The organism is Hydrogenophaga taeniospiralis, from assembly GCF_020510445.1.
In the GTDB taxonomy this organism is placed as follows: domain Bacteria; phylum Pseudomonadota; class Gammaproteobacteria; order Burkholderiales; family Burkholderiaceae_C; genus Hydrogenophaga.
In genome coordinates, this window is the sequence record NZ_JAHBAG010000001.1 from 1,311,919 (window position 1) to 1,329,018 (window position 17,100).

General features: G+C 60.2%; 13 protein-coding genes and 1 pseudogene. 9 read left to right on the forward strand and 5 right to left on the reverse strand.

Annotated features, from left to right (window positions below):
• The first annotated feature begins 27 nt into the window (after positions 1-27).
• From KIH07_RS06455 to KIH07_RS06490, 8 genes are all read left to right on the forward strand, one after another.
• Complete coding sequence (locus KIH07_RS06455; RefSeq protein ID WP_226491180.1) at positions 28-1,035, forward strand: aldo/keto reductase; 1,008 nt, start codon at positions 28-30, stop codon at positions 1,033-1,035.
• Between the two features lie 10 nt (positions 1,036-1,045).
• Positions 1,046-1,882, forward strand: coding sequence for an amidohydrolase family protein (locus tag KIH07_RS06460; RefSeq protein WP_226491181.1), 837 nt, complete (start codon positions 1,046-1,048; stop codon positions 1,880-1,882).
• Positions 1,883-1,901: 19 nt separating this feature from the next.
• Complete coding sequence (locus KIH07_RS06465) at positions 1,902-2,231, forward strand: L-rhamnose mutarotase (RefSeq protein ID WP_226491182.1); 330 nt, start codon at positions 1,902-1,904, stop codon at positions 2,229-2,231.
• A 23-nt stretch (positions 2,232-2,254) separates the two neighbouring features.
• Entirely contained in the window at positions 2,255-3,265 is a 1,011-nt protein-coding gene (locus tag KIH07_RS06470; RefSeq protein ID WP_226491183.1) for a zinc-binding alcohol dehydrogenase family protein, read from the forward strand.
• 14 nt (positions 3,266-3,279) lie between these two features.
• Complete coding sequence (locus KIH07_RS06475) at positions 3,280-4,398, forward strand: mannitol dehydrogenase family protein (RefSeq protein ID WP_226491184.1); 1,119 nt, start codon at positions 3,280-3,282, stop codon at positions 4,396-4,398.
• A gap of 8 nt (positions 4,399-4,406) precedes the next feature.
• Positions 4,407-6,002: a methyl-accepting chemotaxis protein gene (locus KIH07_RS06480; RefSeq protein ID WP_226491185.1), complete on the forward strand. Its 1,596-nt coding sequence runs from the start codon at positions 4,407-4,409 to the stop codon at positions 6,000-6,002.
• 310 nt (positions 6,003-6,312) lie between these two features.
• Positions 6,313-7,836, forward strand: a complete 1,524-nt coding sequence (locus KIH07_RS06485; protein WP_226491186.1) for an ABC transporter substrate-binding protein — start codon at positions 6,313-6,315, stop codon at positions 7,834-7,836.
• A 1,319-nt stretch (positions 7,837-9,155) separates the two neighbouring features.
• Positions 9,156-11,075, forward strand: coding sequence for an alpha-L-fucosidase (locus KIH07_RS06490; protein ID WP_226491187.1), 1,920 nt, complete (start codon positions 9,156-9,158; stop codon positions 11,073-11,075).
• Positions 11,076-11,178: 103 nt separating this feature from the next.
• On the opposite strand, the pseudogene KIH07_RS06495 reads toward KIH07_RS06490, so the two are convergent.
• From KIH07_RS06495 to KIH07_RS06505, 3 genes and pseudogenes are all read right to left on the reverse strand, one after another.
• A pseudogene (locus KIH07_RS06495) lies at positions 11,179-11,857 on the reverse strand (transposase).
• A 164-nt stretch (positions 11,858-12,021) separates the two neighbouring features.
• Complete coding sequence (locus KIH07_RS06500) at positions 12,022-13,035, reverse strand: alpha/beta hydrolase (protein ID WP_226491188.1); 1,014 nt, start codon at positions 13,033-13,035, stop codon at positions 12,022-12,024.
• A 41-nt stretch (positions 13,036-13,076) separates the two neighbouring features.
• Entirely contained in the window at positions 13,077-13,502 is a 426-nt protein-coding gene (locus tag KIH07_RS06505) for an organic hydroperoxide resistance protein (protein ID WP_226491189.1), read from the reverse strand.
• Between the two features lie 117 nt (positions 13,503-13,619).
• On the opposite strand from KIH07_RS06505, the gene KIH07_RS06510 reads away from it, so the two are divergent.
• Positions 13,620-14,492, forward strand: coding sequence for an AraC family transcriptional regulator (locus tag KIH07_RS06510; RefSeq protein WP_226491190.1), 873 nt, complete (start codon positions 13,620-13,622; stop codon positions 14,490-14,492).
• Between the two features lie 462 nt (positions 14,493-14,954).
• On the opposite strand, the gene KIH07_RS06515 is transcribed toward KIH07_RS06510, so the two are convergent.
• Together KIH07_RS06515 and KIH07_RS06520 are read right to left on the reverse strand one after the other, a co-directional pair.
• Positions 14,955-16,352 carry a sensor histidine kinase gene (locus KIH07_RS06515; protein WP_226491191.1) on the reverse strand — a complete coding sequence of 466 codons (1,398 nt, stop codon included), beginning with the start codon at positions 16,350-16,352 and terminating at the stop codon, positions 14,955-14,957.
• Positions 16,349-17,014, reverse strand: coding sequence for a response regulator transcription factor (locus KIH07_RS06520; protein WP_226491192.1), 666 nt, complete (start codon positions 17,012-17,014; stop codon positions 16,349-16,351). The genes KIH07_RS06515 and KIH07_RS06520 overlap by 4 nt, the downstream gene beginning before the upstream one ends.
• Positions 17,015-17,100: the final 86 nt, after the last annotated feature.

Genomic DNA, 17,100 nt, shown 5'->3' on the forward strand with positions numbered 1-17,100 from the left:
CGGCACTGGCTGCCGGGGGATGGGCATATGCACACCACGGATCTGAAAAAACTCCCCCGCGTGGACCTGCGGCTGACCGCTCTGGGTCTGGGCTGCTCGCAAATGGGTGGCCTGTACCGCGCCACCAGCGCCCGCGAGGTGGAGGCCGTCTTTGCCAGCGCCTGGGCAGCCGGCGTGCGCTACTTTGATACTGCGCCCTACTATGGCTACACGCGCTCCGAGCACCGGCTAGGTGCCCAATTGGCCGACTGCCCCCGCCACGAGTACGTGGTCAGCACCAAGGTGGGCCGCCTGCTGCGCCCCGATACCAGCATTGCTCCGGGCGACGGTGGCTGGGCCAACCCCTATCCGTTTCGCCCGTACTACGACTACAGCTACAGCGGCGTGATGCGCTCGTTCGAGGACAGCCTGCAGCGCCTGGGCCTGGCCCACATCGACATCCTGTATGTGCACGACATCGGCCGCGACACCCACGGGGATGCGCACCAGCACTACTGGCAGCAACTGACACAGGGCGGCGGCTTTCGCGCACTGGACGAATTGCGCCGCAGCGGCTCGACGCGGGCCGTGGGCCTTGGCGTCAACGAGTGGCAGGTGGTGATGGACAGCATGCAGGAGTTCGATCTGGACTGCACCATGCTGGCCGGACGCTACACCCTGCTGGAGCAGGAGAGCCTGAGCCCCTGCCTGGATGAATGCCTGCGCCGCGGAAATGCCATCGTGGCCGCCGGCCCGTTCAATTCCGGTGTACTGGCCGGCAACACCAAGTTCAACTACGCGGAGGCACCACCGGCCGTGGTGGCGCGTGTGCGAGCCCTCACGCAGGTTTGTGAAGAATTCGACGTGCCTTTGCAGGCTGCGGCATTGCAGTTTCCGCTGGCGCACCCTGCGGTGGTGAGCTGCGTTACCGGCACCCGCACCGCCGCCCAGCTGCAGCAGAACGTCGCCTGGCTGGAGACACCCATTCCCGCTGCACTGTGGCAGACCCTGCGCACCTGCGGACTGCTGCACCCGGATGCACCGATACCGGCCTGAGCACAGCCCCATGCTGATCGACGCCCACCAGCATTTCTGGAAGCTGGCAGACCGCGCCGGCCAGTGGCCACCGGCCGCGCTGGCGGCCATCTACCGCGACTTTGGCCCGGCCGACCTGCAGCCTGCGCTGGCGCAGTGCCGAGTGACCGGTACCGTGCTGGTCCAATCGCTGCCCACGCTCGCCGATACCCACTATCTGCTGGAGATGGCGCAGCGCAACCCCTTCGTGCTGGGCGTCGTGGGCTGGGTGGACCTGCTCGCCGCAGACGCGCCCGCGCAGATCGCAGCGCTGGCGCAGCACCCCAAGCTCAAGGGGCTACGCCCCATGCTGCAGGACCTGCCCGATATCCAGTGGATTGCCAACCCCGCATTGGCGCCTGCCCTGTGCGCCATGGAGGCCCACGGCTTGGTGTTTGACGCGCTGGTGCTGCCCCAGCATCTGCAGGCGCTGCGAATCATGGCCCAACGGCACCCCGCGCTGTCGATCGTCATCGACCACGCCGCCAAGCCCGAAATCGCCGAGCAGCGGCTGGAGCCGTGGCGCACCCATTTGCAGGCGCTGGCCACGCTGCCCCAGGTGCATTGCAAGCTGTCCGGGTTGCTCACCGAGGCCGGTGACAGCCCCAATGCGCAGGCGCTGGGCCCGTATGTGGACCATGCCCTGAAAGTATTTGGCGTACGCCGGCTCATCTGGGGCAGCGACTGGCCCGTGCTGCAACTGGTCGCCGACTACCCCGACTGGCTCGCCATGGCCCGCGCGCTGTGCCGCGCCCATGCTGGCATGGACGACGCCGGCATGGCGGCCATCTTTGGCGGCAATGCGCGCCGCCTGTACCACCTTGACTGACACAAAACTGGAGACTCACATGCAACGAATGGGCTGGGTTATCGGCATTGACCCCCAACACATCGCCGAATACAAGCGCCTGCACGCGGCCGTCTGGCCCGCTGTGCTGCAGCGTATTCACCAATCGAACGTGCGCAACTACAGCATCTTCCTGCGCGAACCCGAAAACCTGCTGTTCGGCTATTGGGAATACCACGGCGAAGACTTTGACGCGGACATGGCCGCCATTGCTGCCGACGCCGAGACACAACGTTGGTGGACCTTGTGTGGTCCCTGTCAGCGCCCGCTGGAATCCCGCGGCCCGGACGAGCACTGGGCTGCCATGGAATCCGTGTTTCACACCGACTAACCCCGCACTATCCAAGGATTTTTATGTTGACCGTCATTTGTGAAACTCCCGGCGTGCTGCGCGCCATTGAAGGAGCCGCACCCACCCGCAACGAAGGGGATGTGCTGCTGCGCATTCGCCGTGTGGGCGTGTGTGGCACCGACTTGCACATCTTCACCGGCAACCAGCCGTATCTGGCCTATCCGCGTGTCATGGGCCACGAAATTGCGGGCACCGTGGAGGAGGCCCCCGCGGGTAGCATGCTGCAACACGGCGACACCGTCTTCGTCATGCCCTATCTGTCGTGCGGGCAATGCGTCGCCTGCCGCCAGGGCAAGACCAATTGTTGCGTCAACATCCAGGTACTGGGTGTCCACCGTGACGGCGCATTCACAGAGTACCTCAGCGTGCCCGCACAGTTTGTGCGCAAGGCCGAAGGCGTGTCGCTGGACCAGGCGGCCATGGTGGAGTTTCTGGCCATAGGCGCCCACGCCGTGCGCCGCGCTGACGTGCAGCCCGGCCAGCGTGTGCTGGTGGTGGGCACCGGCCCCATTGGCATGGCCGCTCTGCTGTTTGCCGGCCTGCGCGGTGGCCAGGTCACGGCGCTGGACACACGGACCGAGCGGGTGGAGTTCTGCAAGCAACACCTGGGCGCGCATGCGGGTGTGCTGATTGGTGACAACGACCTGGAGGAGCTGCGGGCATTGACCGAAGGGGACTTCTACGATGTCGTTTTTGACGCCACCGGCAACGCCAAGGCCATGGAGCGGGGCTTCCAGTTCATTGCCCATGGCGGCAAGTATGTGATGGTGTCAGTGGTGCGTGACAGCATCACATTTTCCGACCCCGAGTTCCACAAGCGCGAGGCCACGCTGCTGGGCAGCCGCAACGCCACCATGGAGGATTTTGAGACCGTGCTGGAGGCCATGCGGGGCGGACGGATTCCCACCGCGGCGCTCAATACCCATCGCCTGTCGCTGGCCGACGTACCCGCCAAGTTCGCCACACTGCTGGACCCTGCACAAGGCGTGGTCAAGGCCCTGGTCGAATGTTGAGAGGGCCAGGGCCGGTGAACTACCCCATTCTCCAGTTCGGCACTGGCCGCTTCCTGCAGGCGCACGCAGACCTGTTCATCTCGCAGGCCCTGGCCCAGGGCCAAGCGCTGGGTGGCATTGCTGTCGTCCAGAGCACCGACAGCCCGCAGAGCAGCGCACGCGCTGCCGCACTGGCACACGGCTACCGCGTGGAGCTGCGTGGCATGCAACAGGGCCAGCGTATCGAAGAGACCGTGCAAGTGAACGCAGTGCAGGCTGTGTGGCATGCCCGCCATGGCTGGGCGCGGCTGCGCGAGGCCATGGCCGGCTCAGTACAAGTCATCATTTCCAACACCGCAGACACCGGTTTTTTGCTGGACGCCCGGGATACAGCCGCTCTGCTGCAAACGCCAGACGCTACACCATTTGCGTACCCCGCCAAACTGGTGGTCTTGCTCTACCAGCGCTGGCAACAGCAGCCCGAAGCGCCGTTGACCATCTATCCCTGCGAACTGGTCAGCCGCAACGGGGACGTGCTGCGCACGCTGGTCTGCACCCTGGCCACGGAGTGGAACGCGCCACCCCTGTTTGTGCACTACCTTCGTGAACACTGCGTGTGGGTGAATTCATTGGTGGACCGCATTGTGTCGTCCCCACTCGAGCCCGCCGGTGCGGTGGCGGAACCCTATGCGCTATGGGCCGTGGAGCGCCAGCCGCGCATGGTGCTGCCGTGCACCCATCCGGCCCTCATCGTGACCGACCAACTGGCGGCCTATGAGCAGCGCAAGCTCTGGCTGCTGAACCTGGGTCATACCTTTTTGGCGGAGTGCTGGCAGCAGCTGGGCAGCCTGGCCGACATGACCGTGGTGCAGGCCATGCACACGCCGACGCTGCGCACGCCGCTGGAAGCCGTGTGGGCCGATGAAGTGCTGCCGGTGTTTGACGCGGAGGGCACAGGCGCCGAAGCCCGCAGCTACCTGGAGGAATTGCGCGATCGGCTGCTCAATCCGTTTCTGGAACACCGCCTGGCCGACATTGCGAAAAATCACGGTGAAAAGAAGCAGCGGCGCATAGCACCCGTGGTGCAACGGGCAGCGGAACTGCAACTGCCCCTTGCACAAACCCAGCTGCGCAATGCGCTGGCTGTAGTCTGAGGAAGACTATGCACTGGTTTCTGAACCGTCGGCTGGTTACCAAACTGACCCTGGTGTTTTTGTTGTTGTTGGTGTGGATGGCGCTGGTGTGCCTCTCCGGCCTGTTCGCGCTGCGTACGGTCAACCAGGGGGTAACGGATTTGGGGGATCACCTGGTGCCTGCACTGCATGCGGTCTCGGAGATGAATATCCGGGCTAGCGACTACCGTGGCGCAGAGCAGCAGCATGTACTTGCGGCTGGCCCCTCTGAGAAGAAGAAGGCCGACAAGGCCATGGTCGACGCGCTGGCAGCCTTCAACCAGGCACAGGCGCACTACGAAAGCCGCATGGTCAGCGCGGAAGAAGCCACGCCATGGCGTGACTTCCAAACGGGCTGGCAGGCCTACCTGGCCGACAGCAAGAAGGTCGTGGAGCAGTCCAACAACGGCTTCACCGAGGCTGCAAAGGACTTGCTGGTGGACGGCTCCAAGGTCCATTTCGATGCAGCCCGAGGCGCGCTGCTCACCTTGTTCGACCTGAACACCCAACGCGTACATCAGGCGCGCCAAGCCGGCGAAACGGTGTACGAGCGCGCCGTGGGCACCACGACAGCAGCACTGACGATCAGCTTTGCGCTGGGCATGGCGCTCGCGCTATGGCTGGCACGTACCATCTCCAGGCCACTGACCCGCGCCGTAACGATTGCGCAAAGCGTGGCAGCCGGGGACCTGCAACCCCTGTCCACGCAGCACGCGGCTCAGGCGGACGAAATTGGCCAGTTGCTCGCGGCACTGCTGGCGATGCAGACGCAGCTGGGTCAGGTGGTGGCCGAAGTCCGCGACGGTGCCGACCGCATGGCCCATGCCACCGCCGAAATCGCCCATGGCAACCACGACCTGTCCAGCCGCACCGAGCACCAGGCCAGCGCCCTGCAGGAGACAGTCTCCGCCATGGAGGCACTGGAAACCACCGTGCAGCAAAACGCCGATGCGGCCAAGCAAGCCAATGTGCTGGCGCAAAAGGCCTCGGGCATGGCGGCGCTGGGTGGTGAGGTCGTCGGTCAGGTGGAGGACACCATGCGGGGCATCCACGACAGCTCGCGCAAGATTGCGGACATCATCAGCGTGATTGACGATATTGCCTCTCAAACCAACATCCTGGCGCTGAACGCGGCGGTTGAAGCGGCCCGCGCGGGCGAGGAGGGCCGTGGCTTTGCGGTGGTCGCCTCTGAGGTACGCAGCTTGGCTGGGCGCAGTGCCGAAGCGGCCAAGGAAATCAAGACACTGATCACCGACAGCGTGGAGCGGGTCAACACCGGCTCCGGTTTGGTTCACAAAGCCGGCACCACCATGGTCGAGGTGGTGGCCAGCATCCGGCAAGCCACCGACATCATGGGCGCCATCAGCCAGGCGAACGCAACGCAAAGTGCCCATACAGCGCAAATAGCTCGGGCGGTGGGGCAGATGGACCAGACCACCCAACAGAATGCAGCACTCGTCGAGCAAATGGCTGCGGCGGCAGGCAGCCTGCAGCGTCTGGCCGAGGAGCTGGTGCAGGGCGTGGCGGTGTTCAAGCTGGGTACTGCCCCGGTGCAAGACGCCTCACCACCGCCCCCATCTGTCTAAGGTACTGGCTCTGATCAGGCGACAAATATGGCAAAGCCACAGGTGATTCAATAAATTGGACTTGCCAATTGACCAACCAGATGCCTACATCTATGCCCATCGATCTGATTTTCATGTCGCCTCTGCCGTTGCTACAACTGAAGGGTTGTGGACTCAAATCCCAGGCGGAAGACTTGGTTCACACCGTTAAGAGTTTTGAAGTTTCTGCTGACAGTTCGGCAGACGGGATGCTCCGCCTTCATATGGATTGACTTGTAGAGCCATTTAAAGTCAATCCCATTCGACTCAATAAATAGCAGAGAGACAAACCATGCAGACGGCAGCCACTCAAGAAAATTCGTTGGAAAATGTCGCTCGTGAAGTCTGGAGAGGAATCAAAATTCTCTCTTCTGCATTTCTATTGACAATGACACTTGGATCTGCGGCACACGCCGAGCTGAAGCGATTTGACGGTACAAAAGTCAGGGTTCTGACTTTTGATGGCCCTTCAATCTTGGAGCCACTGAAACGTCGTGCCAAGGAGTTCGAAAAACTCACCGGAGCTACGGTAGTTGTTAAGTCAGTTCCATACGCCGACCTATATGGAAAAGTAAAAACGGATTGGCAACTGAATCAAGGCGAAATAGATGCCGCATTGATCATGCCCCAATGGATGCCTGATTTTGCGATTCCGGGCTACTTGGAAGAGCTGTCTGGTCGCATGTATCAGGACTCCGGTCTGAAATCAAACGACATTGCCCCGTTCTTCTCTGCCGTGTCGCAGAAGTACGGAAGTAAGACCTATTTGATGGCGCTAGACGGGGACTTTCATCTCCTCTACTACCGATCTGATATTTTGCAGAAAATTGGAAAGCAGCCGCCTCAAACTTGGGATGAGTATCTGGAGATAGCCCGCTTGACCCATAACCAGGACTATGGTGATGGAAAAATAAGTGGCTCATGCATCGCAAAGAGGAAGGGGGGGCAATCGTATTGGATTATTACCACTATCGCTGCGAGTTATCTTCAATCAAAAGGGGCTCAGGAAGGGGTGTTCTTCAACCGCGGCGACATGTCGCCATTGGTAAACAATGAAGGGTTCACTCGAGCGCTGGAAATTTATAAGGAGTCTACAAACTATGGCCCGCCCAATGAGGTGCAGATGGACATTGGAGACACTAGAGCACTGTTCATAAAAGGCGGATGTGCTCTAACCGTAGATTGGGGTGATATCGGCCCACTCGCAGCGGATGCGAAGAAGTCCAAAGTAGTTGACAAGGTCGGTGTACAAATTCTTCCCGGGTCAAGGAAAATTGTGGATCGCTCAACGGGGAAACTTATTTCCTGCGAGCAAGACAAGTGCCCCTTCGCAAAGGACGGTGTAAACCATGCGCCTTTTGCTGCCGCAGGTGGCTGGTCCGCAGGTATTAGTTCCCATGCCGACAAAAACGTCAAAATCGCCGCCTACGCCCTCTTTTCCTATATGTCTCAGCCTGCACAATCCAACGTGGATGTCACAAAAGGGGAGACCGGCTTCAATCCGTACAGATTCAGTCAATTCATGGATTTGGAACCATGGATAAAGTCAGGGATGTCCATGAAAGCCACGAAGGCATACTTGGGTGCAATTCAAGACTCGCTGTACTCGCAGAATATGGTTTTGGATTTGCGGATACCTTCTAATAATATTTACCAGCAGGTGGTCTTGGATGGGGCACTTGCAAAATATCTTGAAGGTAGTGCAGATGCGAAGTCGACAATTAAGAGCATTGAGGATGGTTGGAATCGTCTCACCGACGAAATCGGTCGGGCATCGCAGTTGAAAGCGTATTTGAAGAGTATTGGCTCAAAGTAGCTCAGTTCAGGCAAGCTACGATCGGTAGGCAGAGATGCTGGCTGTTGAATTGCGCTGAATGGCCTACTCCCGGTACGGTAAACAAATCCCAACCTCAAGCCGCAGCAATTTCAAACGCCTCGGGACTGATACCGCCCAGAAGACTGTTGCGGGGGGCGGTTGTAAAACACTTTGATTCAATCAAATACGTCGACCGGGCCAACTCCAGAATTTTATTGATTTGCTTGCGGATTCGTTATTTTTCAGACCGATGAAGAATGATTGCGCAACTGCATTGCCTCGTACGTTGAATTCCATCGAAATCTGACTCACTGGGTTGTGGACGATAACTTGGACTACTTAGAGGTAGTTCATGTACTCATGTGAAGACACAGGTTCGTCTTCCGGACCAGGAACAGTCCATTTTCCAATTGGTAAGGCCAATTATTTTGGTAAGGCCAAACCTGGCTGGCAGCTGTACCTCATGTTCCATCATATTCCTCTTTAGATATACCAAGATACATAGGGTTTTTACCAATAAATACGCTCAAAAAATATGCCATAGTGGCCTTACCAATTTGAAAAAACTACCAAATTCGGTAAATTGGACTTACCAAACGGCCTGCCATATACCTACATCCATGCTCCATGCCCATCGACCAGGTCTCCATGCCGCCTCTGCCCTTGCTGCAACTGATGGGTATGCGCAAAGCGTCTACAGACGTAAGGGCGAGATGCGTGCAATGTATGGCGAGAATGGCGCCGACAAGTCGCCACGGATGACGATCACGAGCGGCGTCTACCAGACCGAAACCAACACCACGCGCGGCGGCCTCGACGCATGCGGCCGAGGTGCACGGCATGGCAATGATTCACCAGAAATTGAACCTGATCCCCCATCTGCCGGTGGACGCCCGCCTACTGACCATAAACGAGCCGACTTCATCGCTCACCGAATCGAAAACCCCGTAGCTATCCAAGGGGGGGCGCAAACTCCAGCGCATTTGGGTGGGCATCGCCCACAGGCAGTACCGGTTCGACGAGATGACACAGATCGTCGACCGGCAGCGGGAGAGCAAGTTTCCACCGCCTCGCGGCGTACCAACCCGACACACGGTGCTCGAGGTCCACCGCCCGCAATGAAATGACATTTACAGGTCGTCATGCGTCATTTATACCGAATGGATATCTCATGCTCTGCGCTTCGCGTTTTGCATAAAGCTAAAAGAACCGCGGCTGGACCATTTTACTGAGCACGGTCGCCCCAATAGCCTCCTTTCGCTTACCCCAATCACCGTGCTGCACTACAAGTACGGAAACATTATCTTGGAGACAACCACATGAACTCTCACCAACTGTCACGACGCGGTTTCCTTGGCGCATTGGGCGCTGTGCCACTGCTTGGTTCAATCTCAACCGAAGTCTTTGCCCAATCGCAGACGAATCTGCAGGACTTCGTGAATCTTCGATTTGGCATGTTTAACCACTTCAACATGGGAACGTTTACCAATGAGGAATGGGCAGCGCCGAATCAGAATCCGTCACTATTCGCACCAAGCTCCGTGAATTGCGCGCAGTGGGCCGATACCGCGGTGCGGGCGAAGATGCAGTACGGCGTCTTGACGACCAAGCACCACGACGGGTTCGCTCTGTGGCCGACCGCGCACAGTTCGTACAACGTGATGAACTCGCCGTACCGGCAAGACATCGTGGCGCAGTACGTGGAAGCGTTCCGCTCGCGCGGTTTGAAGGTCGGCCTCTACTTCTCTGTCTGGGATCGGACGAAGGGTGTGCAGAGCCTTGGAGGGTTCGTCAATGACGGGAATCAGACGATTTCCCCTGTGGACATCAATTTGGTACTGAACCAGATTCGCGAGTTGCTGACGAACTACGGAACGATCGACATCCTCATCACGGACGGGTACGCATGGCAGATGGGCCAACAGCAGGTTCCGTACCAGCAAATTCGCAATCTCGTTCGCTCGCTGCAACCCAACTGCGTGATGATCGACCACGGCGCGCTGTCGGTGCCATGGCTAGGCGATGCTATCTACTTTGAAGAGCCGCTCGGGGTCACCGCCCCCAGCAACAATACCTATCCCGCCATGCAAGGGCAGACCGTCAGCGACGGATGGTTTTGGCACCCATCGACGCCAAGCGAAAGTCTGATGAGCCGAGATGCCATCTTGCAGCACCTGCAGACGTTGGAGCCAACGTGGGTGTCGTTCATCCTCAACTGCCCCCCCAATCGCAACGGTCTCTTGGACACGAACATCGTGAACCGACTGACAGAGGTCGGGGCGGCTTGGGCTGGCCCGAACAACGCGCGCCCGCAGTTACCCACCCAACAAGTCCGCGCGGAATGGCCAATCACACCCGTTGCTGCACATGCGACTGGGTACCACCCAGGCGAACCGGCGATGCATGCGATCGACGGTCGCAGCAACAACGGAGAGGAGACATGTTGGTCTACGTGGGCGGTCACACCGTCATTGCCGCACGCCATCACCGTCGATCTGGGCGGTGTGTGGTCGAACGTATCGACCTTGGAATACCTGCCCAAGCAATGGCGCCGCAACAACTCCGCCGATGGTGATATCACGAGCTACACCGTCTACACGAGCATCGACGGGGTCAACTGGACCCAGGTCGCTTCGGGCAATTGGGCGGCGAACCGGAACGTCAAGGTCGTCGAATGGTCGAATCGCAGTGTTGGCTATGTCCGCCTGCAGATCAACGCCGCGGCGGGCGGCTACTCGAACGTCAGCGGTCTGATCATCGGCGGCCGCACTGTGAAACCGGAGCTTCTCTCACGGCCTTTCCCCGTCCTTGGAACCATCTACCGCATCCAGGCCCGACACAGTGGTCAGGTAGTCGATGTCGTGGGCTGCGGTGTGGCCAACGGCACGAATGTCCAGCAGTGGCCATGGCTTAACAACAACTGCCAAAAGTTCACTTTCGAGCTGGTCGACGACGACACTGGCTACTACAAGATCCGCAATGTAGGGACGGGCAAGTTGGTTGAGGTTGGGGGACTGTCACGAGCCGATGCCGGAAATGTTCAGATTTGGGCGGATGACAACGTACCCCAACAACATTGGGCGATCACGCCGATCGGCGACGGGACCTATGTCATAAGGAACCGCCTCAGTGGCAAAGCAATGAACGTAACTGGTGCAAGCACAGCGAACGGTGCCAACATCGATCAGTGGGAATACAACGCAGTGGTGCAAGAGCAGTTTTATATTATTCCTTCGTAACACGGCCTACTTCGGGGGCTATTGTTTAGCCTCCGAAGTAGGTTCAACTTGCTTTGTTGCACAAGTCGGAAGGGGGGCGAGATGACCCTAACCCCAGACGCAGTTACGGCATGGCAAGCACGGGCACCGTTGTCGGGCGCCCGTGCTGGGTGAAACGGTTGAGCAGAGCCACACGCACGAGCAACTCCACCACCTGACGCTCAAACGTGCGTGCCATCACGCGCTCGTCCAGGCGCTTGAAGCAATGCATCTTGGTCTCCACCAAGCTTCTGCGGTGGTAGCCGCTCCACTTTTTCCAGATGCTATGCCCCAGCCTGTGACAGGCTCTGAGCGCATCGTTGCGCACGACCGCCCCCACCAGAGTCGCCTTCCACGGTTGGGCGTTCTTGCGCGTGCCCAGGAACTTGATCCCGGTGCTGTCCACCAGCAGGCTCAGCGCGGTGGTGCTGGCTCGATATAGGGCAGTTGCACCCGCAGCCTCTTCTGGCGCCGGCACACGGCGCTGAAGTTGGGGACTCTCCAGTCCAGGCCAGCCAGGCACAGCAGACTCTCCGCCAGCCCCAGGCTCTGGCGCAGTGCCAGACCAAAGAGGCATTTTGATGCTCAAGCAGAACTGGATGGTCGCGTCGGAGAAGATGTGCAGGCGCCCGCGCTGGCCGGGGCGTACCACTGCATGTTTTCGTCAAGCCAGATGGTCAGCGACCCTCGGGCCCTGAGCGTGGCGTAGTACGCAGCCCAGTTGGTTGTCTTGAGCGCGCCTTGGCGCCCTTGGGCTCAGTCATATCCTGAGGCTACCCGCCCAGAGAGCCGACTTTGTGCAACAAAGCCGTTTGAATATCAAACCAACACCCATCCACGGGAGTGGGCCAACTCCGAGCTGGCCCGCTCCTGTCGGGTAGACGAAAGCTGGCCCAGCAACGACGGAGTGTCGGATCAGCGCACGTCCTTAGCGCAGTCGTGCTTTGAGCTCCTCACTGGCCTGATGCAGTGCCGCGCGAGTGGTAGGCAGGTCTGCCAGCACGTTGAGCAGGCCGAAGTCGTGGATCATTCCGTTGTAACGGGTCGCTACCACATTCACGCCCGCTCCATCCAGCTTGCGGGCATAGGCCTCACCTTCGTCACGCAAGACGTCCTTCTCGGCGGTTTGAATCAGCGTCGGAGGGAGACCCTTCAATTGCTCGGGCGTGGCCAGCAGCGGCGACGCGTAGATCTCCTGGCGCTGCTTTGGGTTGGTGGTGTAGGCATCCCAGAACCACTTCATCATGTCCTTGGAGAGGAAGTGGCCGTTGGCGAATTCGTCGTATGACGCGTTCTCGAAGTTCGCGTTGGTGACCGGCCAGAACAGCACTTGCGCGCGCAGCGCGGGCGTGCCTTTGGCCTTGGCCATCTGTGCCACCACCGTGGCCATGTTGCCACCGACGCTGTTGCCTGCGATGGCCAGCCGCTTGCCGTCCACGTTGATCTGCGCGCCGTTTTCGGCCACCCACTGGGTCGCTGCGTAAATCTCGTTGATGGCCACCGGGTAGCGTGCCTCGGGCGACGGCGTGTAGTTCACGAAGATCGCCACCGCACCGGAATCGACCACCAGGTCACGGACGAAGCGCTCATGCGTCGGGAAGTCGCCCAGGATCCAGCCGCCGCCGTGCACGAAGATGAATGCAGGCAGCACGCCCTTGACACCCGCCGGCCGCACGATGTTGAGCACAATGGGTTTGCCGTCGACCGTGATGGTCTTCTCGCTCACGTCGGCTGGAGGCAGTTTGGCGCCCTTTTGTACACCTACGAGCACCTGGCGTGCGTCGGCGGGCGACATGGTTTCGAGCGGTTTTCCGCCGCCTTTGGCCAGGGCTTCGAGGAAGGCTTGGATGTTGCGTTCGACACCGGGGCTGCCAGCTGCCAGCGACAGGGTGGACGTCAGTGCAATGGCGGAGGCAGCGATGAGCTTGTGTGTGAATTTCATGATGTTGATCCTTGGTTGAAAGCGAATATGGGTCGGGCAAGTCAAACGACGGTCAAGCGCACGGCGATGTTGTCGCGAGTGGCGTTGGAGTACGGGCAGACAATGTGAGCTTTGCCGACCAGTTCCTGCGCTTGTTCATGGGGCAAGTCGGGCAGGCTGATCTGCAGATCAACCTCGATGCCGAAACCGGTGGGAATGGCACCGATCCCGACCGTGCCCGTGACGCTGGTCGCATCCGACAGCTTCACCTTCTCTTGGGCCGCGACGAATTTCAGCGCGCCGAGGAAGCAGGCTGAGTAGCCCGCGGCAAACAACTGCTCCGGGTTGGTGCCGGTGCCGCCGGCGCCGCCGAGTTCGCGCGGCGTGGACAGTTGGACTTTCAGTAAACCATCCGAGGAGGAAGCATGGCCTTCCCTGCCGCCAGTGGCGGTGGCTTGGGCTTGATAGAGGACTTTTTCGATGGGCATGAAGGGCTCCGTGTGACTTGAAGGAATGGCGTGTTGCCGTTGGGCAGGACGAACTTTAGGCTCGGAATAAGGACTTTTAATCACTTAAAATACCGATAACTTGATTAGGAGTATCGAATGACCGAGGCATGCACCGATCGCCTGGAAGCTCTGCTGAATCACTTCCCGGTTCGCGCGCGCATGTTCCATTCGGGCGCCTTGTGCGGCATCACGGATTTCTCCGCCCCTGGCGAAGGCGGCCAGATACACCTGATCAGGACGGGGACCATGGAGGTCATCCATCCCGGACGCCCAACGCTCCATGTAAGCGTTCCCAGCTTGCTGCTCTATCCGCGCCCCATCGCCCGCCGCTTCGTCTCAGACGTGCAGCGGGGCGTCGACCTGGCCTGTGCAGAACTGCACTTCGACGGTGGCGCAGCGAACCCGGTGGTGGGTGCGCTGCCAGACGTCATCTGCTTGCCGCTGGAGAGCATCGATGGCGCTGGCCAGACGTTGACACTTCTGTTCGATGAAGCGTTCGGCAACAACTGCGGTCGGCATGCGCTGGTCGACCGGCTGTTTGAGGTCGTGTTGATTCAGGTGCTGCGGCACCTGATGGAAACGGGCCAGATGGGCGGCGGCATGCTGGCCGGTTTGTCGCATCCCAGACTGCGCAAGGCGCTGGTGACCATGCACGAGCAGCCAGGGCGGGCGTGGTCGCTGGAGGCATTGGCCGACCTCGCGGGAATGTCTCGCAGCGTGTTCGCCGGGAGCTTTCGCAGCGTTGTCGGTTGCACGCCTGGTTCCTATCTGCAAGCGTGGCGCGTCAGGCTGGCGCAACAGGCATTGACCCAAGGGCGACCGTTGAAGACGATCGCGATCGAGGTGGGATATGGGAGTGAAGCAGCGTTGTCCCGGGCATTCAAGGCGCAATGTGGGGCGACTCCACGTGAATGGCGGCAGATGCGAGATGCCACCAGAAGACACCAACTAGCCAGGGATATTTCATAGTGCGCAATCCCATTTGAACTTTCGCGCGGACAGATCTAGGTGATCGTAAGCACTCATGTGTTGATGCCAGCCCCCAGCCCCGATTTGAGCCACGCACCGACTATTTGTTGTGCCACCGAAGCGAGGGATACGCCGTTAAAGGCGCTGTCAATTCGCGTCCCCGGCCTGGCTCACTCACGGTTCGGCATGTGGCTCAAATCGGGACCGCGCCCACAGTTGGAATGTTCTGCGGGACAAGGGACATTCTCGAACGAGGTGCTCGTTCCTTCGCCCACCGGCATGCATTTTGGAAAGACGGATCGGCGCACAAAGCAGTAAGAGATTGGCCTCTAAGGCGGCCGGTCTCTGGCTATGCGTTCACGCGTAGGCCATCACGTCAGCGCGCCGTGTATTGAGTGCTATGGCCGGCCTCGGCTGCGCGTCATGAACCGACCATGGTCCCTCGAATGGGAATCGGGCGGACTAGACGGGACCCCTTGGCTCGACGATGCCAGGAAACACGACGCGCACCATGAGGCCCCGGCCTTCCAAGCCGGTGCCGGTCTGAATGGTGGCGTTGTGCGATTCGGCAATGCCGGCGACCAGCGACAGGCCGATGCCGCTGCCGCGCACGGGCGTGTCCGCGACCCGATGGAAGCGCTCGAAGATGGCCTCGCGTTCCTCGGCTGGAACGCCTGGGCCGTCATCGGCGACTTCCAGATAAACCGCGCGAGCTGGCTCGTTCCCCTCGTGGGTTTGGTAGCCGCAGCGCACGAGCACATTCCCACCCTCGGCGGTGTACCGCATGGCGTTGTGCATCAGGTTGCGCAGCAGAATGCCGATCTCATCGATGTCGCATGGGATCGCGCAGGCATGCACATCCAGGAAGAGCGCGCGCTGGTTCAGGCTTGCGTAGACCTCGAACTCCTGTGCGACGTGCTGCACCAGTTTGCTCAAATCGGCGGGCATGTGCTTGGGGGCTTTGGCGCCGGCATTGATGCGCGCCAGATCCAGCAACTGCTCAGAAAGACGGGTGCTGCGCCTGGCGACCACCAGCAGCTTTCTGAGGGCGCCATCCTTGTCCTGGGGATTGGTGGCTCGCAGAGCGATCTCGGCCTGTGCCTGCAGAGCCGACAACGGTGTGCGCAGCTCATGGGCTGCATCGCCAATGAAGCGGCGCTCGCTTTCAATGGCCTCGTCGAGCTGTTTGAGCACGTGGTTGAAGGAGTCGACCAGTGGATGCAATTCCCGCGGCAAGCGATCCAGCGGCAAGGCGGTGAAATCGAAGCGACGGCGATGGCGCATGGCCGCCCCGAGCGCGCGCACGGGTCTGAGAGCGCTCTGACTGACGAGCCACATGATGAAGCCTGCAATCACGAGCAGCACCGTTGCCAGGACAAGCGCATGCGTCGCTTCGTGGCGCATGTCCGCATCCACGACGCTTTGCAGATTGCCCACCTGTACGGCCACACGCCCGGTACTGTCCGAGGCGGAGTAGACGCGCCACTTCTGGTCCTGCACGAGGGTCGAGGCCGCGCCGTCGGCGAAATCAGGCTGGAGCGGCGATTCAGGCGCTCCTGGCGTACCGGCGACCATATTGCTGCGATCGACCCAGATCTGGAACACAAGAGGTTCGTGCACAGTACCGGGGGCGGCACGTAGATTGAGCCGCGGCTTGCCTTGTATGTCGAAATTGCTATCGGCTGGGATCGTGACCAGCAGTTGGGTGGCAATGGCCCCGAGTTTCTCGTCCCAGGTGCTGGAACGGTTGAGCGAGAACTGCGTGAGAACGACCCCAAACACCACCGTCCAGCACAGCGCGATGACCGCAATGATCACCAGAATCAGTTGCGCGTTGAAGGAGCGCGATCTCGACTTCATGCGGTCGGCTGTCCGATGACGTAGCCGAGCCCGTGAATGGTACGGATCAGATCGTCCCCGAGCTTGCGGCGCAGCTGGTGGATGAACACGGCGATGGTGTTGCTCTCGACGTTGCTGGCCGTGCCATAGACGACATCGTGCAGGTGGTCGCGCGTGACCACGTGGCCGGGGCGCTCAAGCAGTGCCAACAGGGTGCGGTACTCCTGTGCACTGAGGACGACCTCGACCCTTGCCTTGGTGATGACGCGTTTGCTGCGGTCGATGCGCACGTCCCCGTAGGTGAACACCGGAACGACGCTTCCCTGGCTGCGGCGGATCACAGAGCGTACGCGCGCCCAGAGTTCATCAAACTGGAACGGCTTGACCAGATAGTCGTCGGCACCCGCGTCCAGGCCAGCGATGCGCTCGCTCAGTTGGCCGCGCGCCGTCAGGATCAGCACCGGCGTGGGGTCGTATCGCCCGCGCATCGATCGCAGCACGGACAGGCCCGAATCTCCCGGAAGACCGATGTCGAGCAGAACGGCGGCATAGGTGTGATCCACCAGCGCGCCGCGCGCAGTCGCCGCATCACAGACGTGGTCGATGTGCCATCCACTCTGGCGCGCGCCGTCGCATATGGACTCGCCCAGCATCTGGTCGTCTTCAACAAGGAGGAGATTCATGTCTTATCAATCCGTATCGGGGCACCATCCATTCTTAATGATCATGCAGCAATCGCGTTAATAACTTTTTAAGAGCCGACTGCAAG